Consider the following 25,790-nt stretch of genomic DNA (forward strand, 5'->3'; position numbering starts at 1 on the left):
CTTTATTTTACATAAGGTTTCGCCAAAAGTGTCAGGAAAAATACAGCTGCTGCCACAATAACAATCGTAGGTCCCGCTGCCGTATTGTTATAGTAGGACAATAAAAGTCCCAGTATACCGGAAAACATAGATATAAGTATTGCATATCCATGGTATTCCCGCATATTTGATGCCAGATTCCGGCTGGAAGCTGCCGGAAGAATCAAAAGTGCATTGATAAGAAGAATTCCCACCCAGCGGATGGAGAGCATAATAACCACAGCCATCAGCACAGAAAAGCAGTTATCAATCAGCACGGTTTTGATTTTCTTACTTCTGGCCATCGTTCCACTGATACTGTTTGCATGCAGCTCATTAAAAAAGAACAGCCAGAATATCATACACACTAAAAATACCAGCTCCAAAAGCCGGATTTCCTTTCTGGTAATACTCAGGATGTCACCTACCAAAAGAGAAGAATATTTGGAAAAATCCCCGTTTCTTGACAAAATAACAAGACCAGCTGCTGTGCCCAGAGAGGAAAACACAGAAATAATTGTATCTGTAGAAATCGTATTTTTTCGTTTAATATAGTTTAAAAGCAGTGCAAATAAAACCGCAAATACTACCATGGAAATATTCGTGTCAGCAATTCCTAAAATAATCCCAAGAGCGATGCCAGTAAAAGCGGAATGTCCCAGAGCATCGGAAAAGAAGGCCATCCGGTTATTTACAATCACTGTACCCAGGATACCAAAAAGCGGTGTGATAATAACCATGGCCAGCAGGGCATTTTTCATAAAATCATAGGAAAGAAAGCTAAGAAGCATTTCCATCAAATCCCCTCCTTCCAAAGGTCTCCAAAAACTCAGGGCTTGCAAAAACCTCTTTTGGTGTTCCCTCTTTTTTAATTGTCTTATCTAAAAGTACCACATAATCCGCATATTTTTCAATATATTCCAGGTCATGGGAAATCAGAATCACCGCCAAATCGTAATTTTTTTTCAAATAGTCGATGTTGTTATAAAATAAATCCAATCCGTTCTGATCCATACCGGAAACCGGCTCGTCCAGAAGCAGAAGATTCGGTGGCGGTGTAATCGCCAGCGACAGAAGAACTCTCTGCAGTTCTCCTCCCGACAAATCCCCGATTGCCTTATCAATCAGCTCCTCTGCTTCAAATATCTTAAGCTGTTGCTGGATTTTTTCATAAAGACTCCTTTTTCTCCACAAAAATACCGGAAACCGGCTGATATAGCTGGCAAACATATCATAAACGCTAGCTGGCGTATTCTTATCAATATTCAGGTGTTGGGGCACATACCCGATTTTTATTGTCTGAAATGCATTTTTTTTCATATCCTTACATTCTATTGTTCCCTCATGAGGAATTTCATCAAGTATCGCCTTAATCAGCGTGGATTTTCCTGCTCCATTTTTACCGATAACAGCGGTCAGTTGTCCACAATGAATATGAAAATTAATATTTTCCAGTATCGTGCTGTCATCTCCGGTCGTTACCTTAAAATTTTTGATTTTGATGCAATGTAGGCCGCAGCTTCCACTGCCTTTTTTCTTTTCCTGCATATATTCCCCGCTTCTTGTCTACTCCAGTGCCTGAAGACACTGAGCTATCACTTCTATATTTGTCTCCATCCCCTTTAAATAGGCATCCCTTTCCATCTCACCACTTACCAGGGTATCCACAACACAGATAGAAGCCCCTGTTTCCCTGCTGATTCCTGCCGGGATAGAGTCGCTGAACTGCTTTTCTGTAAATAAAAGCCGTACACCCTCCGCTCTGACGGTATCCACAATCCGGGCAATCTCCCCGGTATTCAAGGAGGTGTCCTCCTCCAGCTCAATGCTGTAAGCTATCGTAATTCCCAGACGCTTTGCCAAATAAGCAAAAGCATCATGAAACAAGACTGCCTTTTCCTCCGGAAAATCCTCTGCTGCCTTAAGAAGCTTTTCTTCTATCCTGGTAACCTCTGCCTGATAGGCCTCACAGTTTTTCACAAAGCCTTTTCTATGTTTTTCATCCAGGCTGCCAAGCCCTTCTGTAATATTGGAAAGCTGCTTTTTGTACCGCTCAGGATCTACCCAGTAGTGAGCATTATCATCCTCTGTTTCAATTCCCTCAGAGGCATCAATGATTGTAAGACCTGGATATACCTCTACAATCCGCTCTAAAAAATGCTCCATACCGCCTCCATTAATAACCAGCACATCAGCTCCCTCCAGCTTCTTCATATCTGCGGCTGTCAGCTGATAATCGTGGAGGCAGCCGCCCTGGTTCTCCGTCAGGTTGGAAAGCTCTACCCCTTCCACGCCATCAATAATATTCATTACTGCAATATACATTGGATAAAAGCTGGTCACGACCTGCAGACTATCCTTCTGTCTGACCTTCTCCCGGCCAACACCCCAGGTAGCAAGTACTCCTGAAGCAATCACCAATACCATAATCCCTAAAAGTACACCCAGCTTTTTTAAATCTTTACTCATAACTTCCTCTCTTTCTGCATCCTTATTCTCTTCCAAGAAAATAAGCAACAATAAGCCCCGCTGCAAAGCTTAAAATACTTCCAAAAATCACACTGCCAGTAATTACCGGCATCTGAATTCCCATCAAAATAGCAATCGGTGATGCAATAACAAGTCCCAGAATACCACAATAGGTATGGCCCTCGTAGTTATTCAAAAGATATTCAATAATCTTGGCAATTACAAAAATGCCCAGAACCACGCCCAGGCCCATTGGGATAATAACACCGGCTGCCTCTAGAATCTGCCCAAAATCTGCGTTTCTTAATCCATCTACCGCTAAAGTTATCGTATTAATAATTGGATAATAGTAGCCTAACAGCATCAGCATCATAGAACCACTGACTCCCGGCACAACCATGGTTGCTGCTGCAATAATTCCTACAAAAAACAGCTTAATGCAGCTCCATACACCGAAGGTAAGGTCTGCCTGAGCTCCATTTCCCTCCCCCAGCAACTGAAGTACAAGAATCAAAGCAAAAAAGGCCGCAAATACAAGTCCATGGGATATCCCCAGCTTCTTTCCCCGGATATGCCCATAAAGTATCGGAATCCCTCCTAAAATCAAACCTACAAAGGCCATGCTGGTCTGCAAAGCATAATTTGTCAGTAAAAATTTAATCCCATAGGACAAGCCTACGATTCCAACAGCCATGCCGATTCCATAGGGAAGAAGTGTCAAAATACTTTTTTTCAGTTGGGAAAACAGCTTCGTCACACAGCCAATAATCTCATCATAAATACCCATGGATACCATCATGGTGCCACCGCTGACTCCCGGAATCGCATTAGCAATTCCAATCACAATTCCTTTAATAATGTTTATAAAAAGTCTCATTATAAATTCCTTTCTTTCATCTGGTATTATTATTTTTTCACAAACTGAACATTTTTATCATGCCAGAAATGGTGTATAGTTTGGCTATCAACACAGGGAGGTAAAATCGTATGAACTCAACAAAAATTTTAAAGCTGGTAACTGCTTCTCTTTTAGCTGCTCTTACCTGCGTTGCAACCATGGTAATTCAAGTACCCACACCAGTTACAAATGGATACATTCATCTGGGGGACGGCTTTGTTATCCTGTCCGGTATCCTTCTCGGTCCGGTTTACGGAGCACTTGCCGGTGGTATCGGCTCTATGCTTGCTGACCTTTTAACCGGTTATATGGCTTATGTTCCTATTACCTTTATCATTAAAGCATGTGCTGGTCTTTTAGCTGGTGTTGTATATAAAGCACTTCAGAAAAAAACCGGCAGTTTCCATCTTCTGCCTGTTATCACTGGTGGTATCTGTGCTGCTATCGTCGTTGCTTTTGGATACTTTGCTGCCGAGTCCACCATCCTTGGTTATGGTCTTGCAGCTGCTGCTTCCATTCCGCACAACTTTGTACAGGGTATCTTTGGTATCATCATTTCTGCTGTTTTATTTGAAGCACTTTCCAAGGTACCCTTCATTCGTTCTATGACAACAGCATAATGGTAATGTACCACATTTTTGAAAAAAAATAAAGATGCTTAACGGCATCTTTATTTATCTTATGTATTAAATAAGCTCAAGCTTTCTTAAGACATTCTCAAACTTTTCCTGGTCAATTGGCTTTCCTGCATATGCTACACAGCCAAGCTCAAAGGCCTTCGTCACATTCCGTCCCTCACTCAGAGCAGTCGTCATAATAATCTTCGCCCGCTTTTCCTCTGGAATCTGTCTTTCTTCTTCAATATCTTTGATTGCCTTCAAAGCCTGATACCCATCCAAGGCTGGCATCATAATATCCAAACAGATCAAATCATAGCCTTCATCATTATCCAATGCCATTAAAAAGGCATCTACTGCTTCTATGCCATCTACAGTTATATCACACTCGCCGTATTTTGATAAAAAGCGAAGCATAAACTTTCTACTGGCAAAATCATCCTCTGCAATCAATATTCTCATGTCAATTCCTCCCTGTCCTTATTTCATGATATTTTACATTTCTTTTTCACCGTTTTTGTGAAGTCATATATTCTCCTACCTTCGCAACAAAAACCTCCATATCCTCCCTGGCACCGATGGTCACCCGCAGATACTCTGACAGCAGTGGTTTCCTGAAATACCGTACATAAATCTTTTGCTCCTTCAGCCACAAAAACAGCTTCTCGGCTTCTATCTCTTCATGAGTAATAAAAAGAAAGTTTGTCATGGAATCCGGGAAAGAAAAGCCCAGTCTGCGAAGCTCTGCCTTCAGCCATTCTCTGGTTTCCATAATCCTTTTTGTGGTTTCCTGGAAATAAGCGTCTGCCCGTACTGAGGCCTCTCCCATCAAAAGAGCCGCCTGGCTCATCGTATAGGAATTATAAGAATATTTTACATCATTCATTGCTTTAATAAGTTTTCGGCTTCCCATCCCAAAGCCAATCCGCATTCCAGCCAGAGAACGGGACTTCGAAAAGGTCTGCACCACTAAAAGATTATCATATCTGGTAAGCAGTTCTCTACTTGACTGTCCGCCAAAATCAATATAGGCTTCATCTATAATGACAACGCTATCCTGATTAGCCCTTACGATTTCCTCAATCCATAAAAGAGGTTCAAAAACAGAGGTAGGTGCATTAGGATTTGCCAGAACGATACCGCCATTTTCTCTTTTATAGTCCTCTGTACAGATATGAAAATCCCTGGTAAGCTCCGGTCTTTCATAAGGAATCCCGAACAGCTCTGCCCATACCTCATAAAAAGAATACGTTATATTTGGAAACAAAATTGGCTTTTCTGAATTAAAAAAGGTCAAAAATGCCATTCCAAGCACATCGTCCGAACCCACACCGACAAAAATTTCCTCCTGACTAAGTCCATAGTGTTTTGCCAAAGCTTTTCTTAATATGGAAGCCTCTGGGTCAGGGTAGCGGGAAAGCCTGTCCATAGGCAGCTCCTGCCCAGCCCGAATTACCTCCGGTGCCGGTGGATATGGGTTTTCATTGGTGTTCAGCTTAATAATGTCACTTCCTGCCGGTTGTTCTCCTGGAATATATGGCTCTACCCGGCGAATATATTTTTCCCATGTTTTCATACTCTCTTCCTCCGTCTTCATTTTAATTCTTATATTCTGCTGCCAGCTTTTTAAAAGCAGGCAGGGAGCGAACAATCATATCATAATCTACGCAGTAGGCCAGTCTCACATAGCCCGGGCAGGCAAAGGAAGACCCCGGTACCAAAAGGAGGTTATACTTCTTTGCCCTCTGGCAAAAGGCCTTGTCATCCTCCTCCAATGCCTTTACAAACAGGTAAAAGGCTCCCTCCGGTTTTACCATTTCATAGCCTATTTCTGTAAGCTCATGATACAAAAGCTCACGATTTCTATTATAAATTTCTACATCTACTGTGGCGTCTACACATTTTGCAATCGCTCTCTGTAAAAGAGAAGGAGCATTTACAAAGCCTAAGATACGGTTTGCCACATTTGCTCCCGCCACAATATCCTCAAAATCATCCAGTTCATCTGGCATAACAAGATAGCCGATTCGCTCTCCTGGGAGAGAAAGGGACTTGGAATAGGAATAGCCCACAATCGTATTCTCATAGTACTTTGTCAGATATGGTACCTCCACGCCATCGTAAGCCAGCTCTCTGTAAGGCTCATCAGAAATCAGATAAATCGAAGTATCAAAGGCGTCCATCGCCTTATACATGATTTCAGACATTGCCATAATTGTTCTTTCTGAATATATGACACCTGTAGGATTATTTGGTGTATTTACAATAACAGCCTTGGTCTTTTCAGAAATCTTTTCTGCAAATTCTCTTAGCTTCGGCTGAAAATCTACAGTATTCGGAGAAATCACAACGATTTTTCCGTCAAAGTTGCTGACATAGTTATTGTATTCTCCAAAATAAGGTGCAAATACAATAACCTCATCTCCAGGATTTAAAAGTGTCTTTAAAATAACATTTAAACCACCGGCTGCACCTACCGTCATTAAAATATTTTTCTTGCTAAATGCCGTATCAAAACGCTTATTTAAGGATTGTGCTACTGCTGCTCTTACATCCTCATAGCCTGAATTATTCATATAGCCATGGACCATGACAGGATTTTCCTCCGTGAGCACAGACAGCATAGCCTCCCGAGCCTCCTTCGGCGGCTCCACACTTGGATTGCCCAGGCTGAAATCATAGACATTCTCCTGTCCATACTCGGCTGCCAGTTTCTTTCCTTCTTCAAACATAGCACGGATTACAGAGCTATGTTTTACCAAACCTTCCATTTTCCTTGAAATCATCGTACTTCTCCTTTCAGAATGCAAACCATGTAATAAACTCACTTGGTAAAAGCTGCTTTATGCACACCAGTAAAAGAAGGTGAGCCGGATAAAAAACATAAAACAAATATTTCATTGAAATGCCTCTTTTTCCATTATAGAAATAAATCGGCAGAAAAGCAAGCATTGCCGGTGGTTCCCAAGAAAATGCTACTGCCCCTATTATAGACTGCTGCAAGCGGTCTCTTCGCATCACATAAAGCACTACAATCGCAGCTATTCCCTTCCATGAATAGTCTGTGTGAAGCAGGGTAGCAGCTGCCATTCCAAGAATAATAACCAACACCCGGAGCACTGGCTCCTGAAAGCGGTCCAGAAAATACAGTACACACAATCCCAGCAAAAGTGTAAAAAACACATTCTGATAATGCATATTCACAATGCTTCCCGAAAAAGCCAAATCAAAGGGTATCTCAGAAATAATTGCAAATATAAAAAGCCGTAAACCATATTTTTTTACATCTCTTGTGTGTACATAGCCCTCTACCAAAAGGAAACAAAAGATAGGGAAGGCCAGCCGTCCCAGATTTCTGCAAAGTGTATAATAGGGGTGCAAGGGCTCCAATAAAATTGCTGCCGTATGGTCAATCAGCATACTGATGACCGCCAGGATTTTCAACGTACTGCCACTGATTCCTCTTTGGTTCATTTCAACCCCTCCTAAAATCTTTATTCTTTTATTATAACAAATGCCTCTCCTATTTCCTACTAATTTTTAACATTACGGTCTCAGCTGCCCAAAGGCTGTATAAACATCAAGCTTTCCATAGCCCCAGATGCGGTTCGGATACTCCAGATTACTTTCCCGTCCAGCTCCCCGAATCAAAATATTGGAAATCTCCGTTGTCTGCATCCCAAGATCATTTCCACGCACTACTCCCCACTCCAGCATCAAGACTGCTGCCCCTGCACAAAAGGCTGCTCCAACAGAGGTTCCGCTTCTTGTCGTAAAGCCGCCGCCCGGTGCCGGGCCGTAAACAGCTACTCCAGGTGCCGCAAGCTCCGGTTTAATTCCACCGGTGCTTGTAAATCCCCGGCTAGCTGCAATATAAATGCTTCCATCCACATGATTATATGCTGTTGACGTCAGTACACTCCTGGCATTGCCCGGCTCACAAACCGTAATATCCGGTTCCGGACTCAGGAACCTGCTCTCCGGCTTTAGAAAATCTGAAATCGGCATCCACATGTTATAGCTGGCTAGATATTCCGTATTGTTTACCACTTCAATCCGCCAAATTCCTGCCGCTGGTCTCAAAATACGGATTACGATTACCTCATCCCCCGTATTTGTTTCCACAGCTGTATACTCCACAAACACCCGGCTGTTTTCCAGAGGAAAGGTAATCGGTGTTACGCCCCTGCCATACCAGATAGGCAGTATTCCGGTAGCATTCCCCAATGGTGTACGGATTCCTACAGTAAACAGCTGTGGTGCTTCTGTCCAAAGCTCCAGTGTCACTCCTGTTTCTCCTTCGGCTATATTTATCTCTACCACATCCCTGCCTCCGGCCTCTAAAAGCCGCCGTTGATAGTGGTGCCCCTGGTTTCCTTCATTACCTGCACTGCTTACCATAACAGCTCCCGAAAATACGGCACTCCGGTTCATATATCTGGACAGCTGAAGCTCCCCGCTGTGATTTCCTGCATTGGTTCCCAGTCCCAGTAAAACCACAATCGGCATTCTTCTGATAGCTGCTACTGCCTGCACATAGCGAATCCCCAGCATAATATCATTTTCCTGATATACATTTTCTCTCTCACCTATTCCATAATAGCTCTTTAGATTATTTTTCGCTTCCTTCAGCTTAACAACTACCAAATCTGACAAAGGTGCTATTCCTGAAAAGTCCTCCTCGGGCAATTCGTTTCCTGCCACAATTCCTGCCAGAAAGGTTCCGTGCCCGCTTTCATCTGTTACCGGAACAAGCTCTGCAGGATTTTCAGAGCTGATAGCTTCCTCTATCTGTGCCTGCTTGTATTCCGTACCATAATAGAAACCCTCCGGCGGGCTTCCGCTTCTTACCGTCTGGTCCCATATTGAATAAATCCGGCTGCTGCCATCTGCATTAATAAAGGCCGGATGGAGGTAATCTATCCCTGTATCAATAATTCCTATTAGTACACCACTCCCATACAAATCCAGATAGGGCTGACGTCGAAGCCTTAAGATGCCCGCCTCTTCTAAAGCTGTCGTATCCATAATTCCATAGCACTTCGGCATAGCAGTATAACCATAGATATTCAACGTTTCTTCCGGGTTTCCAACCACCCTTCGATAAAGCACCAAGCTCCGGTTACTGACTACCTGGGCACACTGGGCTTCATAAAGCTCTCTTGCCACCTCGGGATCATCAAAGGTTTCTATAATGTAATCACCATATTCCTCTGAATAAATAATGTCCTCACAGCTCATTTCATCCATAAAAAATCCTCCGCATATAATCTCATGCTATTATATGCGGAGGATTTTTCTTCTATCCTAAATTAACTGCTCCAGAATTGAGCTTCCGATGGTATTTTCCGGCATCGCTACCTCAAAATTATCTGCAATGGTAGCTCCAATCACAGCAAAGGTATCTGCCTCCGGCAAAAGTCCTCCCTCCTTCATAGATGGAGAATAAGCTAAAAACGGTACCTTTTCTCTGGTATGATCTGTTCCTGTATAGGTTGGATCGTTGCCGTGGTCTGCTGTAATAATCAGAAGGTCATCCTCCTTTAGCTTACCTAGCAGAATACCAAGCTTTTCGTCAAACCTTTCGATTTCCTGACCATAGCCTAAGGGATCTCTTCTATGTCCCCAAAGGGCATCAAAATCGACCAGATTAACAAAGCAAAGGCCGGTAAAGTCCTTATCTGCTATCTCTATCGTCTGCTCCATACCATGTACAGAGGAGTTGGAACGGTAGCTTTCTGTGATGCCCTCGCCCACAAAAATATCATTGATCTTTCCAACAGATATAACATCCATCCCAGCATCCTTCAGGGCATTTAAAGCTGTCGGACCATAGGGCTTCAGTGCATAGTCATGGCGGTTACTGGTCCTCTTAAATTCGCCCTTTTTCTTTCCAACATAAGGGCGGGCAATAACACGACCAACCTTCCACTCATCCTTCATTGTGATTTCTCTAGCAATTTCACAGCAGCGGTACAGCTCGTCAAGACCAAAGGTTTCTTCGTTTCCACAAATCTGCAGTACAGAATCCGCAGAGGTGTAAACAATCATGGCTCCCGTTGCAATCTCTTCCTCTGCCAATTCATCTAAAATCTCCGTACCACTGGCGCTCTTATTTCCGATAACCCGCTTTCCTGTCCGTTTTTCCAGTTCTTCAATCAGCTCCTTCGGAAATCCGGTATCGGTAAAAGTCTGAAATGGCTTTTCTATCTTAAGGCCCATCATCTCCCAGTGTCCGGTCATCGTATCCTTGCCGTTGCTGGCTTCTCGCATCTTCATAAAATGTGCCATCGGTGCCTTGACCGGCTCTACCTGCTTCAGTGTATGAAGATTAGCTATGCCAAGCTTCGCAAGGTTCGGAATATGAAATTCCTCCATCTTTTCAGAAATGTGTCCCAGGGTATCTACATCGATATCTCCAAACCGCTCGGAATCCTCCATAGCTCCAACCCCAAGAGAATCCATGACCACAGTAAATATTCTTTTATATTTTTTCATTCTGCTACTCCCTTTCGTTTTTTATTTTATTTTGCCGAAATTCTCTTTTTTTGTCAAGGACAAGTGACTTTGAGTTTTATATTCGATAGGATAAAAAAGACGCGAAACACCTATATGCCTCGCATCTTATATTGCAGTTATTCTATTACCTTTACCGTACAGGTATCCGTCGCACCGTTAGCAATGGTAATCGTAATCTTTACCTCGCCTGGCTTCAGGGCCGTTACAGTCCCCTGGGAGGTCACTGTCGCAATCTCTGTATCCTCAGACTTGTATCTTCCGGTCTCTACTGTAGTTCCCGGTGTCAGCTTCGCTTTCAGTGTAGTCTTTTCTCCGGCCTTCACTGTAACCTCGCTTTCACCAAATCGAACGCTCTGAGCCGGTGGTCCGACCTTAACCTTACACTTTAATGTGCGTACTGTCTTACCTGCCTGCTTTACTGTAACGATAATCGTGGTCGTTCCAACGGTATCTCCTGTAATCTCTGCTTCTTTATTAGAAACCTTCTTAATGGAAACAATGTCGGAATCCTCTGCTTTGTAGGTCACCTTTTGTCCCTCTTCCAGATTCCGTAAACGCAAGGTGTAGGAATCCTCAATAATAAGGGAAAAGGCGTTTACATTTAATCGTAATGAGCTTGCTTTGTCATCATCATCCCCGACTTCACTTGCTTTTGCTACCGCGATGTTATTGGAAAGAAAAAAGGTATTTGGCAGCGGCAAAAAACCGGTCAGAAGAAGGCCCATGCTTAACATGAACAAGCACTTTGCAATAATAAAAGATACTTTCTTCATGTTTATCCCTCCAAATCTTCTGGATATAGCTCCATTACTATGTACCTTTATTACAAATCCAGTATATCAGCTATTTTTGTCAGAATAATGGCAGAACCTTGTCATAATTTTCAACTTGTAGAAATTTACAGGTTTTATTATAATATAGATATAAAAGAATTACCTAAGGAGGATATGTATGCCATACATTTTAATTGCTGATGATAATCAGGATATTACAGATATCCTTTCTACTTATGCTGAAAAAGAAGGGCTCACGCCTGTAATTGCCGCTGACGGTGAACAGGCACTTACCCTTTTCCATCAATATAATCCTTCAGTTGTCCTTCTGGACGTAATGATGCCAAAGGAGGACGGCTATGAGGTCTGCCGCAAAATCCGCGGAGAATCTAATGTACCGATTATCCTGATTACCGCCCGGGGTGAAGACTTTGAGCGTATCATGGGGCTGGATATCGGTGCTGATGATTATATTGTAAAGCCCTTTAGTCCAAGTGAGGTCATGGCAAGAGTCCGAGCTGTTCTCCGCCGTATGACAAAGACAGAGCCGACACCGGAGCACTCGGAAAATACAATTTCCATCAGCAGCCTGACCATCAATCTGGATGAATATACCCTGTACATAGGCGGTCAGAAAATGTCCCTTACCAAAAAGGAAATCGAAACCATGTGGACACTGGCCAGTAATCCAAATAAAGTCTTTACCCGCGACAACCTGTTAGACAGCCTCTGGGGCTTTGATTATTTCGGCGACAGCCGTACTGTGGACTCCCACATCAAGCGTCTCCGTGCCAAGCTGGATAAGGTAGAGCACCCTGACTGGTGTATTAAAACAATCTGGGGGGTAGGCTACAAATTTGAATACGAAAAATAAAAAACAACGCAAGCCAGGCAATCAGGGTATTTCTGCTCCTAAAATCTGGAACAGCCTGTTTTTTCAGATTTTCCTTTATTTTGCCACTATTCTGACGGTATTTGCAGTTCTTTTAGGTGTTATTTTTATGAATCTGTACCGCCAGAACACACTGACTACTTACGAGCAGCAGTTGAAAAACCAAGGACAGCAGCTTGCAAATAATATTTCCACTTATGTAAATAACGATGATATTTCCCACTATACCTCCTACCTGTTTTCCTGGGAGGAAATGCTTTTAACAGAAAATACGGACTTATGGGTTATCTCCAATCCTAAGGCATCAGAGCCGATGAAAACGGACTTTGCCAATGTAAATCTGGAGGGCATGACGATTTCTGAGGATATGGAGTCTGTCATTTCCAAGGCCTATGATGGCAAGGTCAGCAGCCTAAGCAGCTATGACGAGCTTTATCGAAAGCCTATCCTGCGGGTAGCGACTCCGATTCACAATGCCAACGGACGAGTCGTAGGTGTCGTTCTTTTGAATACCTATGTAGAAAACCAGCAGAAGGTCAATGACAGCAGCATGCAGCTTATCCTAAGCAGCAGCCTGGTATCTCTTCTGGTTTCCTTTGTTATCGCCATTGTTTTTGCCCGTACCCTGGCCCGGCCGATTTCCCAGATGCGTATCGCTGCAGCCCAGTATGCCATTGGAAATTACGATTACACTACCGACATATCCCGTCGTGATGAAATCGGTGAGCTGGCTACCACTTTAGATGTCCTTTCAGACAAGCTGACCCAGAGTGAAATCGAGCGGCAGAATTTGGAGCAAATGCGTATGGACTTTTTTGCAAATGTTTCCCACGAGCTTCGCACGCCGATTACAGTTCTCCGTGGCTATACAGAAACACTGTATGATGGTGTTGTCACCGACCCCAAAAGAACTCACCAGTATTATGAGCGTATGCTCCGGGAGTGTACCAGCATGGAGCGTCTAGTCGGCGACCTGCTCACCCTTTCCAAAATGCAGAATCCTCATTTTGAAATGGAAATGGAGCCCATCAATCTGGTTCAGATTTTTATAGATATTATCCGAAGTGCAAAGGTAATGGCTGCTAAAAAGGAAATTTCACTGGAGCTTATGAAAAATCAGGACTGTATCATGATGCCCGGCGATTATGACCGTCTGCGTCAGATGTTCCTCGTTATTATTGATAATGCCATTAAGTTTTCTCCAGAACACAGCAGGATTCACCTTACTCTGGAAGAACGGGAAGAAACCATTTTTGCCTCCATCCGGGATGAGGGTATTGGTATCTCACCAGAGGAGCTTCCTAACATTTTTGAGAAATTCTATAAATCCAAGCTCCGCCAGAATGCTACCGGCTCCGGTCTTGGTCTCATGATTGCCAAGCAGATTTCCAATCGCCATAACGGTACAATTCAGGTTATCAGTGCTTTAAACGAAGGGACTGACTTCCAGTTTACCTTTCCTAAGGATTTTAAAGACTGGGAATTTGAAGATTTTGAGGATTTAGGGGAATAAGGGAGAACTGTCAAAAACACAGCCGCCATTACTGCGAATAATGGCGGCTTTTACAAAAGTTTTATTTCTACTTTTGTAAAAGCATAGCCATTGACAATCATATCTGCCTTGTCAGCCACCTGAATAATATCAGTCATATAAAACCCTCACTTTCTTTATTGGTCTTAAAAATTCATCTACATTAAAATATAAATCATTTAGTATAGGAATCAAATCAATATATTCTTCTTCTTCTTTATCATTATGCTCATATTTAGCCATAACTACTAAATATCCGTTATCCCATTCCTTCACTTTCGTATACCGTTCCAAAGAATACGGTGCCAAAAAACGAATCATATAATTACCATATTTAAAAACGGTATAATTACCAGTATTACTTAGGTAGGCTTCATCATTCTTCATACTACTATTCTCCCTTAGGAACTTTCTTTCATCATTATTTTATAAAAAAACTCCCCTTATCTTTCTTTTATAGATATTATCCGGAGTGAAAAGGTAATAGCTGCTTAGATTTCCTCAACATGTGCCACACCCTCTGCTGTAGCAAGTACCTGTAGTACTTCATCGTGCTTTCGTTTTTCCGGTATTTTTAAATTCATCACTGCACTAATATCAATATTTTCCGTGAATTTATTGTTAATTATCTGCATATCAATGATATCTATTTTTTTCTCCCGCAAATCCTCTATAAAGGAGCTGAAGGACTTCTTCCCTCCAAATTCAATGTAAATTGTTAGAATTTTGGAATTTCTCTTAATTTTACTATCCAGACCATTCAAAGCAACCATAACAACCAGCACAAATATTCCACCAACGACTGCCCCTTCATAAAATCCAATTCCTATTGCAAGACCACAGCAGGCAGCTACCCAAAGGCCGGCAGCTGTCGTGATTCCTTTTATCTGCTGTCTTCCTGTAACAATAATGGTTCCAGCCCCAAGAAATCCTATTCCGCTGATAACCTGTGCACCCATACGAACCGGATCTGATGTGTGATAGGCCTGAAAAACATATTGGTTTGTCATCATTACCAAAGTTGCACCAAGGCATACCAGCATATAGGTTTTAAAGCCTGCCGGACTGTGCTTTTTCCCACGCTCCGCCCCCAGCATTGCTCCTATCACTAATGCCAATATCACCCTCACGATAATAGATACAAAATTCAATTCCCTAAGTATTTCCATGTCTAAAACCATTCCTACAACTCCTTGCAATTAAAGAATATGAGCATCACATACATCAAACCGGACAAAGGCAGCATCTCCAGCCTGAAAAATTTCCTTGTGCTTTGGATTAAAATCCGTAATCTTAAGAAGTGTCTCTCCGACTCTTACTTGATAATTCTGATAAGCCCCCATGAAACAGCTCACTTCTACCTTACAGGGTAACAGCCCTTCCCTTGCAACTGTCGCAGACTCCGGCCTTAACACAAGAATACAGCTTTCACCCTCCTTCATACTGCCAACCTCTTCAACGGGCACAGAGGTTCCTTCAATTAGGATGCTTCCACCCCTTCCATCCTTTGTAGCAAGCTTTCCTTCCAGGAAATTTGCTTCTCCAATGAAATCTGCCACAAATTTATTCGACGGATGATAATAAATTTCCTGTGGTGTCCCCTGTTGAGCAACAACTCCCTTATTCATAATGATAATCTGGTCAGAGATTGCCATAGCCTCGCTCTGGTCATGGGTAACATATACTGCTGTTATTCCAACTCTCTGTTGGATTTTACGGATTTCTGTTCTCATAGCTATTCTAAGCTTTGCATCCAGATTTGATAATGGCTCATCAAATAGTAAAACCCCCGGTTCTACTACTAAAGCCCTTGCAAGAGCCACTCTTTGCTGCTGACCACCGGATAGCTGATTTGTCATTCTGCTTTCCATCCCGGAAAGCTCCATAAGCTCAAGGATATCCATAACCTTCTTATGGATTGTTTCCTTATCCATTTTTCTCAGTCGAAGTCCGTAAGCTACGTTATCAAATACATTGTAATGCGGAAAAAGTGCATAGCTTTGGAATACCATCGCTGTATCTCTCTTATTTGGTGTAAGCTCATTGATTGGCTCATTTCCCAAATAAATTTCTCCCTCATCCGGACTTTCAAAGCCTGCAATCATCCGAAGTGTTGTTGTCTTTCCGCAGCCAGACGGTCCAAGCAGTGTTACAAAGCTTCCTGCCCTAATATCTATGCTTATACCATCTACAGCCTTAAAATCCTTTCCCGTCTTTGGATCCTGGTAAATTTTTGATATGTTTTCTAATCGGATTCCTTTCGATTCAACTAACATCCTATTCTTCCTCCTTGATTTTTTTACTTGTTCCGAAGAACTTAATAAAAAGATTCATAACAAGTACGGAGGCATATACTATCGCAATCAAAATAGTCGCATATGCACAAGCCACACCATAATATCCCTTTTCTGCAAACTCATTGATCTGGCAGGTAATAAGCAGGAACTGTGGTGTAACTAACAGAATGATTGCACTAATTGCCGTGATGCTTCTTACAAAGGAGGTAACAAGTCCACTAAAGAAGGAATCCTTAATTAAAGGTAATGTCACACTCATAAATACCTTTCCACTGCCTGCACCAAGATCATAGGCGGATTCTTCAATCGACTTATCTATCTGGCGAAGTGCCGAAATCCCACTTCGTGTTCCTACCGGAAGACTCCGCACAATGAATACAATAATTAATATTGTTCCTGTCCCATATAAGCCTGCCATAATGCCTGTATGGAAAAGACCATTTGCATACCCTCTGATATATCCAATACCAAGTACAGTTCCTGGCACTGCCATTGCAAGCATTGACGTAAATTCAATAAAGCCCCTTGCCTTGAATTTCTTTTTAACAACAAGATAGGAAATTATCATAGAAAGCAGGCCTGTAATCGGTGCAGCGATTGCGGAAAGTATAAAAGAATCCTGAAAAGCTTTTATTCCACTGTATTTAAATAAATAATCAAACCATTTCAAGCTTAAGCTATAATCTCTTCCCCAAAGGGTAAAAAGTGCTCCAAGGGGAATCATCATATACATTAAAATTACAAAAAGAGCTACCAGTGTGCACAGCAGCGTTAGCGGCACGGTTACGCTTTTGTCGGTAATGAGCATCCGTGCTCTTGATGCTTTCCCTGTTAAGGTTGCCGCTGTTTTCTTCTCAAGGTAATATTTTTGAATAAAGAAAAGCACAAGGGTCAGCGACAAAAGAATAACCGACATTGCAGCAGCTCCTGTAGAATCGTAGGAGCCGGTTACCTGTAGGTAAATGGTGGTCGCCAGGGTATCAAAATCGCCTCCGATCAGCATTGGATTTGCAAAATCCGCAACCGATTCAATAAATGTAACAAGAAATGCATTGCCTAATCCCGGCAGCAATAATGGGAATGTAACAGATGTGAACACCTTCCATCTGGAGGCTCCCATATCTCTGGCTGCTTCTTCAAGAGAGGGGTCTACATTTTTCAGAAGACCCTTCAGCATCAGATAGCACACCGGGAAAAATGTAAGTGTCTGGACAATTACAATCCCCTTTAACCCATATACATTGGAATCATAAATATGGAGTAAGGATCTTGTAATTATTCCGCTTTTCCCAAATAGCATAATTGTCGAAAGCGATAAAACAAATGGCGGAGACACCACCGGCAGCAAGGATATCACATTAAAAATCCTTTTCATTATTTTGCTTTTTACCTTTACATAAATATCTACATATGCAAATAAAAGTCCCAATGCCGTTGATAGAAGACCTGTGATTACCCCCAACAGCAGGGTATTGCCAAAAGCCTCTCTAAATCTTTGTACACGCAGCACTCTTTTAAAAACATCGAAGGTGAAATGTCCCTCCTGCCAAACACTATCTATCATTAAGATGAACAATGGGTATACCACAAATAATACCAGGGAAACTAAGAGCATACCTATCATTCCCACTAAAATCGGGTCGGAAAAGAATTTTTTCCGGTCAAGCTCAGCACTTTTACTTCCTGCTGCCACAAAAACCTCCTCCTTCTATTTTTCTTAGGTACTACTCTGTTTTAAATCTGTCATCAGAGCCTACTGCCTCAAAGAAATCCTCCACATATTTAGAGGTATTCTTCCTCGCATCCTCAAAATCATAGTCCATTACGTTATCCGGATCTAAACCAAACTGAGTAGCCTCTTCCGGCTGTGTTGCATTATCAATGACCAGGAACTGATATGACTCATTTTCCTTTGCAATATCCACACACTCCGGAGAAAGTGCATACTCAATCCAAAGCTTAGCTGCATTCAGGTGCTTTGCACCCTCAAAAATCGCTGTTGCCCCGATTTCATAGGTTGTACCAGATTTTGGAATAACAAGCTCAATATTGTCATATCCATTTAAAATCTGTGTAATTCCATCATGTAAAAATCCAATTGCAATAACACATTCTCCCGGTCCTACCATCTTTGATGGACCAGAACCACTCTTTGTGTACTGATATATGTTTTTATCAAGCTCCTTGAAGTACTCCATGGCCTCATCGTGGCCCTTTGCCTGAATCATTGTATTAATAATCAGCTTAGCCGTTCCAGCAGTTGATGGATTTGACATTCCGATAAGCCCCTTGTACTGAGAATCCAGCAAATCATCCCAATCCTGTGGAACAGGAAGTCCCAGGCGTTCAAGCTCCTCCTTATTACACATAAATCCAAGAATTCCCTTATATATTCCATACCAGCAGCCATCCTTCTCTTTATAGGTATCGTCTACTAAGTGAGAAGCATTCTCTGCTGCATATGCATAGAGAAGGCCTTCTGCTGCTGCTTCATTATATGGATCCGATGTCCCACCAAACCAGACATCAGCAGACGGATTCCCCGCCTCCTCCTGAACCTTTGTAAAAACCTCTCCCGTTGACAATCTCTGGAAATCAACCTTAATTCCATAAAGATCCTGAAACTTCTGGCAAACTGCTGAAAGATATGCCTCCTCACATGAGCCATAAACAACCAGAGAGCCTTCCGCCTGAGCCGCTGCCACCAGATCCTTTGCAGCCTCTGTTCCATTTGCAGTGCCGGTATCTGCCGCCGGTGACGAACTGCCTCCACAGCCGGCAAGTGCCAGCATTGACATTGATGCAGCAAGAACTGCTGCCAGTATTTTGCTACCTTTCATAAAATACCTCCAATATTTTTTTATTTGATAATGTAATTATATACAAATTGCACAGCTGCGTATAGGAGATAAAACACATAAATCTTTTATTATTCTGACATTTTCGGCTATTCCTTATAGCGATCCCGATATTCCGAGGGACTAACACCAACATATTTTTTAAAAATTGTGCTAAAATATGCAATATCCTGGTATCCCACCATTTCCGCCACTTCATATACCTTATATTTATAGTCCTTTAAAAGCTTCTTTGCTTCGCATATCCTGCACTGCATGACATAAGCCATAAAGGTATAATCTGTTTCCTTTCGGAAAAGCCTGCTTAAATACCCCTCGCTGATTCCAAGCTGCTCTGCGGCCGTCCTTATAGAGATATCATCCTTAGCAAAGTATTGCTCAATCCAGGCTATTGCCTCAAGAATATATTTACTCTTATCCCCCTTTGCCAGCCTCAGCTCACGGATTCCTCCCTCTGGTGTCTGGTTTTTTGACTGATTTATATGCAAAGCATCCGCTATTGCCTTTTCTAACTGTCCCTCTCGGAATGGTTTAAGCAGATAATCCACTGCCTGAAGCCTGCAGGCTTTTTGTGCATAGGCAAAATCATCGAATGCAGTGAGAAAAATCGTAAGCTGGAATATCCCCTCTTTTTCCAGTCTCTCAAGCATTTCCAATCCACTCAGCCTTGGCATTCGGATGTCTGATATTACAATATCCGGGTGACGTTTCCGAATAAGCTCCATTCCCTCTTCTCCGTTTGTCGCCTCTCCAACAACAGCACAATGAATACTTCCCCAGTCTGTTCCCATAATAATTCCCTCGCGGACAAACTTTTCATCCTCCACCACAACTACCTTCTTCATATTCATCTTCATCTCCATTATGCATTATCCACCAGCCCATACTTAAGCGGCAGCCTGACAATTACCTCCGTTCCTACACCGACCTCTGAATTAATCTCTATCCCATACGCTTCTCCATAATTTAATTTGATAATAGCATTTACATTATGGCAGCCAATACTGCCTCCCGTTTTTCCATTCTTATTCCCTGGCTCATTCCACACAGGCTCAAAATTATCCTCCCTTAGCTCCTTTAATCTTTCCTTTGCTATCCCACATCCGTTATCCTTTATGGAAATAATCAGTTCATCCCCAGACTCCCGTTTTTCTTTTCTGGCCACAAGTATGATGATTCCACTTTCTGATTCTTTAAATCCATGAATGATACTATTTTCTACCAGTGGCTGAAGCGTCAGCTTTGGAATACGGCACCTTTTCAGTTCCTCCGGCACATCTAAAATAAACTCAAACCTGTCGTCAAATCTTATCCTTTGAATTTCCACATAAGAAGTCACAAACTGCAGTTCCTGTTCAAGGAGAATCATCGGCTTTGCCGATATACTCATTCGCAGAATCTGTGCAAGGCCTTCTGACAGCGTTGCTATCTCCGGAATCTGATTTGCCTTACCAATCCACTTAATAGTATCCAGAGTATTATATAAAAAATGCGGATTGAGCTGTGCCTGCATCATCTTTATGTTCATCAATGCCCACTCTCGTTCCTTGCTTATCCGCCTTTCCAAATTACCTTCTATATATCTGGACATATCATTAAAGCTTTCTGAAAGCCTTCCTATGGCATCTTTTTTCCCTGTCACGGAAACACGACTTTTAAAATTACCTCTTCTCAGGGATGCCATGGCAGCCTGAAGCTCATTCACATTTTTATGTAAGGATCTACTAATCGCCCCTGATACCAGCACACTAATTGCAAGCATAATGCTTCCAAAGATTACGGAAATTGTACGATAGAGTGCCTTAATTTCCTCTCTTGATGAAGTTTCCTGCTTTAAAAACAGATTCATTTCCCCTTCTTTGCTTTTTCTCATGCAATAAAAATAATCCTTCTCTTCGGGAGCATACACTTCCTTTGAGTTGCCCATAAAGAACTCTTTTACTTCACGAAGCTCCTCCTTTGGGCAGCTTCCATAGGAGCAGTATCCAATCTCAGAGTAATCATCCTGAATGATAATCATCGGATTCCTTCCTATTTTTTCGCTCTGGCATATCCTCTCAAACCCATTTGACAAAACTGTTGCTACCACAAAGCCAATAATCTGTTCCGATTCATCTGTAACAGCCCTGGCCACTCTCATGTACCTATCCTCGCTATTCTCATGGTAGATTATTGCATTACGCACGATATGGACCCTCGGAGCCCTTGCTGCCTGATAAAAAATGCCCCAATCCAGCGGCATCTGCCTGCTCGCCCCATGACTATCCTCGTTTATCATCAAAAGATTACCAGCACTATTGTACAAGGAAAAATATCCATATCGGCCATATCTGCTATTTGCATGGTAAAGTGCTCTATACACCTGTTTTTCAAGGACTGGGGAATTAGCCCTTTCCAAATAACACAAAATATGCGAATTTGTACTTAAGCCATCAAGTCCCTCTCCAAGCTCAAGAATAGCAGCATCCAGTGCCTCCTGTACAGTCTTCAGCTCAGCCCTTGCCTCTTTTTTCATATTACTTAAGTAGATAATCTGCACGACCTGCAGCAGCACAAAATACCCGGCAAGCATAGAAATTACTGTCGCAAGAAGCATTCCGACAAATATTTTCCCCTGAAATGACATATCTTCTATTATTTTTCTCATTCCGGCCTCCTGCCCTTTTTTCAGCCTCTTATAAGCAGTTTAACATATTTCTATTGAAAAATACAGTGGGTTTTAAATGAAGTGTTACCTTTTTACGTCAAAAACACAGCCGCAGGCTCCCTTCCCACAGCTGTGTTTTTTGTAAGACAATTTTCATTTGTTTTTATTTTTTCAAGTTCTATATATTACGTTCTTTCCCACTCTCATTTTACGCTGATTCTTAATATGTATCCGTGTGGCTGTATCTTACCAGATTCTCGTAATTTCCATCCTTTGTGTATACATAGGCTGACATTTTAACAATATAGGTTCCCCGCTGTGTCAGTTGGTGATGACGTGAAATACCAAACACCATACTGTCCTTTGTATCCATCCAGGTCATTACATTAGACTTATCACTATTCTTCTGTAAATATAAAAAAATCTGAATTGTACGGATATTATCTCCACCGGACACAGTCCCTCCACACCCAGCATCTCCTGAAGAATTAATTGTCAATGCCGTTCCTGTACTAATCGTACTACTAACCAACTGTGGAGTATCCGCTGACATTCCCAATTTTTTTCTTAAGGCAAGCTCCTCCGGACACATCTGCTCTATATCAGCCACTATATATTTCTGTTTCCCGGTTTCTGCTGCACTGACCGGTGCAATATTTACCAGCATGATTGCAAGCAATAAGCCTATTACACTTATTTTTCTTTTCACTACGCTACCTCCTCTCAATTGTCCTACATCTTATTGACAATTAGAAGAATAGATTTGTGACATTTATTTTACTTCTTGAATATTTTTTATTAGCTTAAGTGCCTCATCTTGTTGGACACTACCTCTTATAACAAACTGATATCCATTTTGATACCATACCGCGGTATTCTCATCTTCCCCATTTAAAAAATAAAATTTTATTCCATCTTCCAAAATCTCCTTATAATTCTTTTCTTCTTTAATAGAAAAATACATTATTACACAATACTGTTCTAAACGAATTCTGCTATCCTTCTTAATACTATGATACACCTGCACAGCAGAAAATTCTGTCCTCTCCTCCAATTCCTTCTCATACCCTTCTGGCACCCAGCCCAGCTCGTACACCGTTTCAATGGTCTGCGGCTTTTTCTCATTCTGCCAGAGGTTCCCATGAGGTTCTATTTCGATATGGTCGCTATAGCATTCCTGGAAAAATTTTACGATAGGATTCTTTCCTGCCTCGCTCTGTCCTCCAAAGCCCAGAGCCACTGCACCAACCAAAATTACCACAATAGCAACCTTTTTCACTGACGCATGAATAAAACGATAGATACATGGCATTTTCTCTCTTTTCTCCACCTCACGGATAAGAGCTACCTGCTTTGCCATGAACTCCTCCGAAAATTCGTGTGGCTCTTCGCCCTCTGCCTCGGCGTCCATGGCCTCCAGCTCTGCCAAATCCAGCTTTTCGACCTCATCCAAAGCAGTCATAAACTCATCTTCATTTACATTATAAGCATTAAATTTTCTTTCCTTCATTTTATCTCCTCTCTCCACATGCCGCAAGGCCAGTCATCCAGGTAATGCTGCTTCTTCAACTGTTCCAAAAGCATCTTCCTGCCGCGTTCCAGCCGTTTTCTTACTGTAGCCTCTTTGATTCCATAGGATTGTGCTATCTGTTTATCGGAAAATCCATATTTGTATTTTACAATCAGTATATCCGAGTATTTATGGGGAAGTTCTCTCACAATCTTGAAAAAGGCTTCCTCCTCCAGCTTGCGGATTACCGTTTCGGCACTATCCTCCACTGCAATATTGTTCACCATTTCTTCATTATAGCTTCCAATCGTTACACCGGCCTCCCGCTTCCTTTTCTGATACATATTCGTCGCAAGATTCCTTGCTGCAGTATACAAATAATACTTTACGGCTTTCTCATCCATGTTTTCCAGCTTTTTCAGAATATCCTCCCTGGATATCCGAAGCATTACCTCCTGCACTACATCCTCTGATATATGCGAGTCATTCAAAAGCTGCTTCGCTACATAGTACATACCTCTGCCAAAGGTGTTGAACAGATAGGTTAGCTTTTCCGAATCGCTCATCCCTTTTAACATCTGCTTAATTTTCCTCCTGTTATTTTTCTTTTGTAATCTACATATGACAATAATTCATCGCTTTTTATCTTCCTGCCACGACAATTTCCTTTATGTTTTTCCTCTTTTCTCCTAACAGTCTGTTCTGAATTTAAACTTATCGCTGGATTATCATATATTCTGTCGAATCTTGCGAACACACGCCATTGCTATCATTCAGCCCTCTATGTTATACTTTTTACAGAAAGCAAACGAGGAGGGGTTCAGATGCTAGATGTTTATATTTGCCCAAAATGCGAACTAGTCCGCTATGTTTCTAAGGATAAAACCCACTGCTTCCGATGTGACGTAGAAATGATCCATGCTGACATTCCATATGCCGACTATATAAAGCTGACCGCCAAAGAGCGGCAGGTCTACATAAATCATGCGAAACAGGAAGCATGAGCCCACAGACACACAGAAAACAGCCGACGCATCTTACGCGACGGCTGTTTTTATTATAGCAGGTTTTGCTTTATTTTGCTACAGAATGTTGCTTTTTCTTCATTTTTTCTTTACAGGCATACATCTGCTCATCTGCACGCTTTACAGTGTTCATCAGATTCTCGTCTACTTCCTCTTTAAATTGGGCATAGCCGGACGCAATTGACATTTTTCCTTCAAAGAATTTATCACTTAAGCTTTCTACCCTTTCCTCCATTTCTCTTTTCATATTTTGGTATTCCTTTTCTGATACATTTTTCAAAATAGCACAGAACTCATCGCCACCGATGCGGAAAACAGCTCCCTTTCTCCCAAAAATATCCTGAAGAACTTCACTGCATATAATAATATAATAGTCACCTCTGCTATGGCCATAAATATCATTGAAATGCTTTAAATTATTTAAATCAAAGGCAGCAATAGCCATGGATTTCCAATAACGCTTCTCCAGCTTGCTGATTTCTGCTTCATAGGCATTCCTGTTGCCAAGCTTTGTAAGAAAATCCTGGTATGCAATCTCTTTTATTGTATCCACTTCATCTTCTATCTTTGTTAAACGAACGGAGCTCTTTAGCACGACAGCAACCAGGATAAGGAGATAAATCATAACTCCAGTTCTCGTAAAATAAGCCACATCCCTACTTCCGTTATAATATCTCCAAAAATCCTGAACTGACGTTCCAAGCAAAATAGAAATTCCCAAAATATGGTATCTGGTATTTTTCCCTAATGCAGTTCTTTTCTTTATCAGAGTGCGAATCGTCAAATAAGCTCCCCACAGCACCCCGATAACACATAATAAATGTGTTAAAAACAGGGTTTCTTTAAAATCCTTAAGACCCAATATCTGCAGGATTGCAGATAACAGGGCCACCAGCATGGCACTAAGACATAGCCCATCCATCACATAGGTACCTTTGTCCCCGGAAGTATATATGTAACGCACAAACATCACGATTGGAATAAACATCAGCTGAAAAACCACAAAGGATATCTGACTAAAAAACAAAGCATTTCCCCAAAATACCGGCATTATGTTAGCTACTAATCCCGACCACATTGAGTAAAACAGGGTAAACAAGCCCAGCCATAATAGGCCTACTGATGTATGCAGCTTCTTCCTGAGAAAAAGACTGATCAAGACAATCGCCAAGCCTGCAAGAAAAGATAATACGGACAATAGCATTAGCATAGCCGCATTTTTCATAATCCTTATCAGCATTTCAGCCTTACTGCCGTAAAAGATTTCCGGAAGCTGCGTACTCTTTGATTTATAGGCCGGTGCTAAAACAATGCTAAGCTCTTTCCCGGCATATTCTTCCTTTAACTCAAAAAAGATCCAATTCTTCCCTGGACTTTTACTATAATACCCCTCCGGTACAGCAAAGGAGTACACCAGGCTGCCATCTACATAAAGCCTGACATTTTGATGGGCAGTAAAAAAATTCACACATTCTCCCGGCATACTATCCTTTGAAAGACGCTTTCTTAGAATGACAGAGGAACTATTCGGATTGTCGATTTCAAAGGGTAGCTCCTGATAGAAGGTTTTCACCCCATCAAGCTCAATCACCCAATCCTTCCCATAGTTCAGAATATTTTCTTCAAAACGCTCCAGTCCCTGCTCCTGAAAGAGCCGCCCCAATACAATTATTATAATCCTGAATCCGTGAAGTTCAATGCAAGTCAACCTATTAAAAGCCAGTATTTTCTAATGT

At 41.9% G+C, this 25,790-nt stretch carries 27 protein-coding genes; 4 read left to right on the top strand and 23 right to left on the bottom strand.

The window, feature by feature from the left end; translation table 11 throughout:
• Positions 1-2: 2 nt before the first annotated feature.
• Genes ASU35_RS09245 through ASU35_RS09260 form a run of 4 tightly spaced genes read right to left on the bottom strand, consistent with a single transcriptional unit; the run spans position 3 to position 3,364 of the window.
• On the bottom strand, positions 3-815 hold the full coding sequence (locus ASU35_RS09245) for a metal ABC transporter permease (protein WP_058352735.1): 813 nt from the start codon (positions 813-815) through the stop codon (positions 3-5).
• Complete coding sequence (locus tag ASU35_RS09250; protein ID WP_058352736.1) at positions 799-1,566, bottom strand: metal ABC transporter ATP-binding protein; 768 nt, start codon at positions 1,564-1,566, stop codon at positions 799-801. Before ASU35_RS09250 ends, ASU35_RS09245 begins: the two co-directional genes overlap by 17 nt.
• Before the next feature lie 18 nt (positions 1,567-1,584).
• Complete coding sequence (locus tag ASU35_RS09255) at positions 1,585-2,487, bottom strand: metal ABC transporter substrate-binding protein (RefSeq protein WP_147525411.1); 903 nt, start codon at positions 2,485-2,487, stop codon at positions 1,585-1,587.
• A 22-nt stretch (positions 2,488-2,509) separates the two neighbouring features.
• Positions 2,510-3,364, bottom strand: a complete 855-nt coding sequence (locus ASU35_RS09260) for a DUF368 domain-containing protein (protein WP_058352738.1) — start codon at positions 3,362-3,364, stop codon at positions 2,510-2,512.
• 110 nt (positions 3,365-3,474) lie between these two features.
• On the opposite strand from ASU35_RS09260, the gene ASU35_RS09265 reads away from it, so the two are divergent.
• On the top strand, positions 3,475-4,005 hold the full coding sequence (locus ASU35_RS09265) for an ECF transporter S component (protein ID WP_058352739.1): 531 nt from the start codon (positions 3,475-3,477) through the stop codon (positions 4,003-4,005).
• A 66-nt stretch (positions 4,006-4,071) separates the two neighbouring features.
• Here ASU35_RS09265 and ASU35_RS09270 read toward each other — a convergent pair whose 3' ends face one another.
• The 7 genes from ASU35_RS09270 to ASU35_RS09300 form a co-directional block, all read right to left on the bottom strand.
• Positions 4,072-4,464, bottom strand: a complete 393-nt coding sequence (locus tag ASU35_RS09270) for a response regulator (RefSeq protein WP_058352740.1) — start codon at positions 4,462-4,464, stop codon at positions 4,072-4,074.
• 46 nt (positions 4,465-4,510) lie between these two features.
• The gene (gene hisC / locus ASU35_RS09275) at positions 4,511-5,578 is read right to left on the bottom strand and encodes a histidinol-phosphate transaminase (RefSeq protein WP_058352741.1); all 1,068 of its coding nucleotides are present in this window, start codon (positions 5,576-5,578) and stop codon (positions 4,511-4,513) included.
• Positions 5,579-5,600: 22 nt separating this feature from the next.
• The gene (locus tag ASU35_RS09280) at positions 5,601-6,788 is read right to left on the bottom strand and encodes a pyridoxal phosphate-dependent aminotransferase (RefSeq protein ID WP_058352742.1); all 1,188 of its coding nucleotides are present in this window, start codon (positions 6,786-6,788) and stop codon (positions 5,601-5,603) included.
• 13 nt (positions 6,789-6,801) lie between these two features.
• Positions 6,802-7,476, bottom strand: coding sequence for a TraX family protein (locus ASU35_RS09285; protein ID WP_058352743.1), 675 nt, complete (start codon positions 7,474-7,476; stop codon positions 6,802-6,804).
• Positions 7,477-7,548: 72 nt separating this feature from the next.
• Positions 7,549-9,252: a S8 family peptidase gene (locus ASU35_RS09290; protein WP_058352744.1), complete on the bottom strand. Its 1,704-nt coding sequence runs from the start codon at positions 9,250-9,252 to the stop codon at positions 7,549-7,551.
• A 57-nt stretch (positions 9,253-9,309) separates the two neighbouring features.
• Positions 9,310-10,500: a phosphopentomutase gene (locus ASU35_RS09295; RefSeq protein ID WP_058352745.1), complete on the bottom strand. Its 1,191-nt coding sequence runs from the start codon at positions 10,498-10,500 to the stop codon at positions 9,310-9,312.
• Positions 10,501-10,637: 137 nt separating this feature from the next.
• Positions 10,638-11,294: an Ig-like domain-containing protein gene (locus tag ASU35_RS09300; RefSeq protein WP_058352746.1), complete on the bottom strand. Its 657-nt coding sequence runs from the start codon at positions 11,292-11,294 to the stop codon at positions 10,638-10,640.
• Positions 11,295-11,472: 178 nt separating this feature from the next.
• Here ASU35_RS09300 and ASU35_RS09305 point away from each other — a divergent pair, with 178 nt between their 5' ends.
• Complete coding sequence (locus ASU35_RS09305; RefSeq protein WP_058352747.1) at positions 11,473-12,168, top strand: response regulator transcription factor; 696 nt, start codon at positions 11,473-11,475, stop codon at positions 12,166-12,168.
• Positions 12,152-13,699: a sensor histidine kinase gene (locus ASU35_RS09310; protein ID WP_058352748.1), complete on the top strand. Its 1,548-nt coding sequence runs from the start codon at positions 12,152-12,154 to the stop codon at positions 13,697-13,699. Before ASU35_RS09305 ends, ASU35_RS09310 begins: the two co-directional genes overlap by 17 nt.
• 50 nt (positions 13,700-13,749) lie before the next feature.
• On the opposite strand, the gene ASU35_RS20715 is transcribed toward ASU35_RS09310, so the two are convergent.
• The 11 genes from ASU35_RS20715 to ASU35_RS09360 all read right to left on the bottom strand — a co-directional run bounded on the left by ASU35_RS20715 (position 13,750) and on the right by ASU35_RS09360 (position 23,607).
• Positions 13,750-13,836, bottom strand: a complete 87-nt coding sequence (locus tag ASU35_RS20715) for a DUF7723 family protein (RefSeq protein WP_423229980.1) — start codon at positions 13,834-13,836, stop codon at positions 13,750-13,752.
• Positions 13,829-14,104, bottom strand: a complete 276-nt coding sequence (locus tag ASU35_RS09315; RefSeq protein WP_058352749.1) for a DUF7724 family protein — start codon at positions 14,102-14,104, stop codon at positions 13,829-13,831. Before ASU35_RS09315 ends, ASU35_RS20715 begins: the two co-directional genes overlap by 8 nt.
• Before the next feature lie 104 nt (positions 14,105-14,208).
• Complete coding sequence (locus tag ASU35_RS09320; RefSeq protein WP_242861248.1) at positions 14,209-14,898, bottom strand: MgtC/SapB family protein; 690 nt, start codon at positions 14,896-14,898, stop codon at positions 14,209-14,211.
• Positions 14,899-14,916: 18 nt separating this feature from the next.
• Positions 14,917-15,993 carry an ABC transporter ATP-binding protein gene (locus tag ASU35_RS09325; RefSeq protein WP_058352750.1) on the bottom strand — a complete coding sequence of 359 codons (1,077 nt, stop codon included), beginning with the start codon at positions 15,991-15,993 and terminating at the stop codon, positions 14,917-14,919.
• 1 nt (position 15,994) lies between these two features.
• A complete protein-coding gene (locus ASU35_RS09330; RefSeq protein WP_058352751.1) occupies positions 15,995-17,707 on the bottom strand; it encodes an ABC transporter permease in 1,713 nt (570 codons plus the stop codon).
• A gap of 31 nt (positions 17,708-17,738) precedes the next feature.
• The gene (locus ASU35_RS09335; RefSeq protein WP_058352752.1) at positions 17,739-18,854 is read right to left on the bottom strand and encodes an ABC transporter substrate-binding protein; all 1,116 of its coding nucleotides are present in this window, start codon (positions 18,852-18,854) and stop codon (positions 17,739-17,741) included.
• 107 nt (positions 18,855-18,961) lie between these two features.
• Positions 18,962-19,717, bottom strand: coding sequence for a response regulator transcription factor (locus ASU35_RS09340; protein WP_058352763.1), 756 nt, complete (start codon positions 19,715-19,717; stop codon positions 18,962-18,964).
• Between the two features lie 17 nt (positions 19,718-19,734).
• Positions 19,735-21,519 (bottom strand): cache domain-containing sensor histidine kinase, encoded by a 1,785-nt coding sequence (locus tag ASU35_RS09345; protein WP_058352753.1) that lies wholly within the window; start codon positions 21,517-21,519, stop codon positions 19,735-19,737.
• Positions 21,520-21,739: 220 nt separating this feature from the next.
• Positions 21,740-22,228 (bottom strand): hypothetical protein, encoded by a 489-nt coding sequence (locus ASU35_RS09350; protein WP_058352754.1) that lies wholly within the window; start codon positions 22,226-22,228, stop codon positions 21,740-21,742.
• Positions 22,229-22,291: 63 nt separating this feature from the next.
• Positions 22,292-23,029, bottom strand: a complete 738-nt coding sequence (locus ASU35_RS09355; protein WP_058352755.1) for a DUF4367 domain-containing protein — start codon at positions 23,027-23,029, stop codon at positions 22,292-22,294.
• Positions 23,026-23,607, bottom strand: coding sequence for an RNA polymerase sigma factor (locus ASU35_RS09360; RefSeq protein WP_058352756.1), 582 nt, complete (start codon positions 23,605-23,607; stop codon positions 23,026-23,028). Before ASU35_RS09360 ends, ASU35_RS09355 begins: the two co-directional genes overlap by 4 nt.
• A 246-nt stretch (positions 23,608-23,853) precedes the next feature.
• Here ASU35_RS09360 and ASU35_RS09365 point away from each other — a divergent pair, with 246 nt between their 5' ends.
• Positions 23,854-24,033 (top strand): hypothetical protein, encoded by a 180-nt coding sequence (locus tag ASU35_RS09365; protein WP_058352757.1) that lies wholly within the window; start codon positions 23,854-23,856, stop codon positions 24,031-24,033.
• Between the two features lie 70 nt (positions 24,034-24,103).
• Here ASU35_RS09365 and ASU35_RS09370 read toward each other — a convergent pair whose 3' ends face one another.
• Positions 24,104-25,762 (bottom strand): GGDEF domain-containing protein, encoded by a 1,659-nt coding sequence (locus tag ASU35_RS09370; protein ID WP_058352758.1) that lies wholly within the window; start codon positions 25,760-25,762, stop codon positions 24,104-24,106.
• Between the last annotated feature and the right edge of the window lie 28 nt (positions 25,763-25,790).

The sequence above is a fragment of the Acetivibrio ethanolgignens genome (genome assembly GCF_001461035.1).
GTDB lineage: Bacteria > Bacillota > Clostridia > Lachnospirales > Lachnospiraceae > Velocimicrobium > Velocimicrobium ethanolgignens.

Excerpts from the sequence above, each read along its gene's own strand:
- ASU35_RS09250 (WP_058352736.1), bottom strand. The coding sequence starts at position 1,566 with ATGCAGGAAAAGAAAAAAGGCAGTGGAAGCTGCGGCCTACATTGCATC.
- ASU35_RS09265 (WP_058352739.1), top strand. The coding sequence starts at position 3,475 with ATGAACTCAACAAAAATTTTAAAGCTGGTAACTGCTTCTCTTTTAGCT.
- ASU35_RS09300 (WP_058352746.1), bottom strand. The coding sequence starts at position 11,294 with ATGAAGAAAGTATCTTTTATTATTGCAAAGTGCTTGTTCATGTTAAGC.
- ASU35_RS09320 (WP_242861248.1), bottom strand. The coding sequence starts at position 14,898 with ATGGTTTTAGACATGGAAATACTTAGGGAATTGAATTTTGTATCTATT.
- ASU35_RS09340 (WP_058352763.1), bottom strand. The coding sequence starts at position 19,717 with ATGAAGAAGGTAGTTGTGGTGGAGGATGAAAAGTTTGTCCGCGAGGGA.
- ASU35_RS09270 (WP_058352740.1), bottom strand. The coding sequence starts at position 4,464 with ATGAGAATATTGATTGCAGAGGATGATTTTGCCAGTAGAAAGTTTATG.
- ASU35_RS09315 (WP_058352749.1), bottom strand. The coding sequence starts at position 14,104 with ATGAAGAATGATGAAGCCTACCTAAGTAATACTGGTAATTATACCGTT.
- ASU35_RS09345 (WP_058352753.1), bottom strand. The coding sequence starts at position 21,519 with ATGAGAAAAATAATAGAAGATATGTCATTTCAGGGGAAAATATTTGTC.
- ASU35_RS09335 (WP_058352752.1), bottom strand. The coding sequence starts at position 18,854 with ATGAAAGGTAGCAAAATACTGGCAGCAGTTCTTGCTGCATCAATGTCA.
- ASU35_RS09360 (WP_058352756.1), bottom strand. The coding sequence starts at position 23,607 with ATGTTAAAAGGGATGAGCGATTCGGAAAAGCTAACCTATCTGTTCAAC.
- ASU35_RS09325 (WP_058352750.1), bottom strand. The coding sequence starts at position 15,993 with ATGTTAGTTGAATCGAAAGGAATCCGATTAGAAAACATATCAAAAATT.
- ASU35_RS09305 (WP_058352747.1), top strand. The coding sequence starts at position 11,473 with ATGCCATACATTTTAATTGCTGATGATAATCAGGATATTACAGATATC.
- ASU35_RS09295 (WP_058352745.1), bottom strand. The coding sequence starts at position 10,500 with ATGAAAAAATATAAAAGAATATTTACTGTGGTCATGGATTCTCTTGGG.
- ASU35_RS09245 (WP_058352735.1), bottom strand. The coding sequence starts at position 815 with ATGGAAATGCTTCTTAGCTTTCTTTCCTATGATTTTATGAAAAATGCC.
- ASU35_RS09255 (WP_147525411.1), bottom strand. The coding sequence starts at position 2,487 with ATGAGTAAAGATTTAAAAAAGCTGGGTGTACTTTTAGGGATTATGGTA.
- ASU35_RS09280 (WP_058352742.1), bottom strand. The coding sequence starts at position 6,788 with ATGATTTCAAGGAAAATGGAAGGTTTGGTAAAACATAGCTCTGTAATC.
- ASU35_RS09260 (WP_058352738.1), bottom strand. The coding sequence starts at position 3,364 with ATGAGACTTTTTATAAACATTATTAAAGGAATTGTGATTGGAATTGCT.
- ASU35_RS09285 (WP_058352743.1), bottom strand. The coding sequence starts at position 7,476 with ATGAACCAAAGAGGAATCAGTGGCAGTACGTTGAAAATCCTGGCGGTC.
- ASU35_RS09365 (WP_058352757.1), top strand. The coding sequence starts at position 23,854 with ATGCTAGATGTTTATATTTGCCCAAAATGCGAACTAGTCCGCTATGTT.
- ASU35_RS20715 (WP_423229980.1), bottom strand. The coding sequence starts at position 13,836 with ATGACTGATATTATTCAGGTGGCTGACAAGGCAGATATGATTGTCAAT.
- hisC (WP_058352741.1), bottom strand. The coding sequence starts at position 5,578 with ATGAAAACATGGGAAAAATATATTCGCCGGGTAGAGCCATATATTCCA.
- ASU35_RS09355 (WP_058352755.1), bottom strand. The coding sequence starts at position 23,029 with ATGAAGGAAAGAAAATTTAATGCTTATAATGTAAATGAAGATGAGTTT.
- ASU35_RS09290 (WP_058352744.1), bottom strand. The coding sequence starts at position 9,252 with ATGGATGAAATGAGCTGTGAGGACATTATTTATTCAGAGGAATATGGT.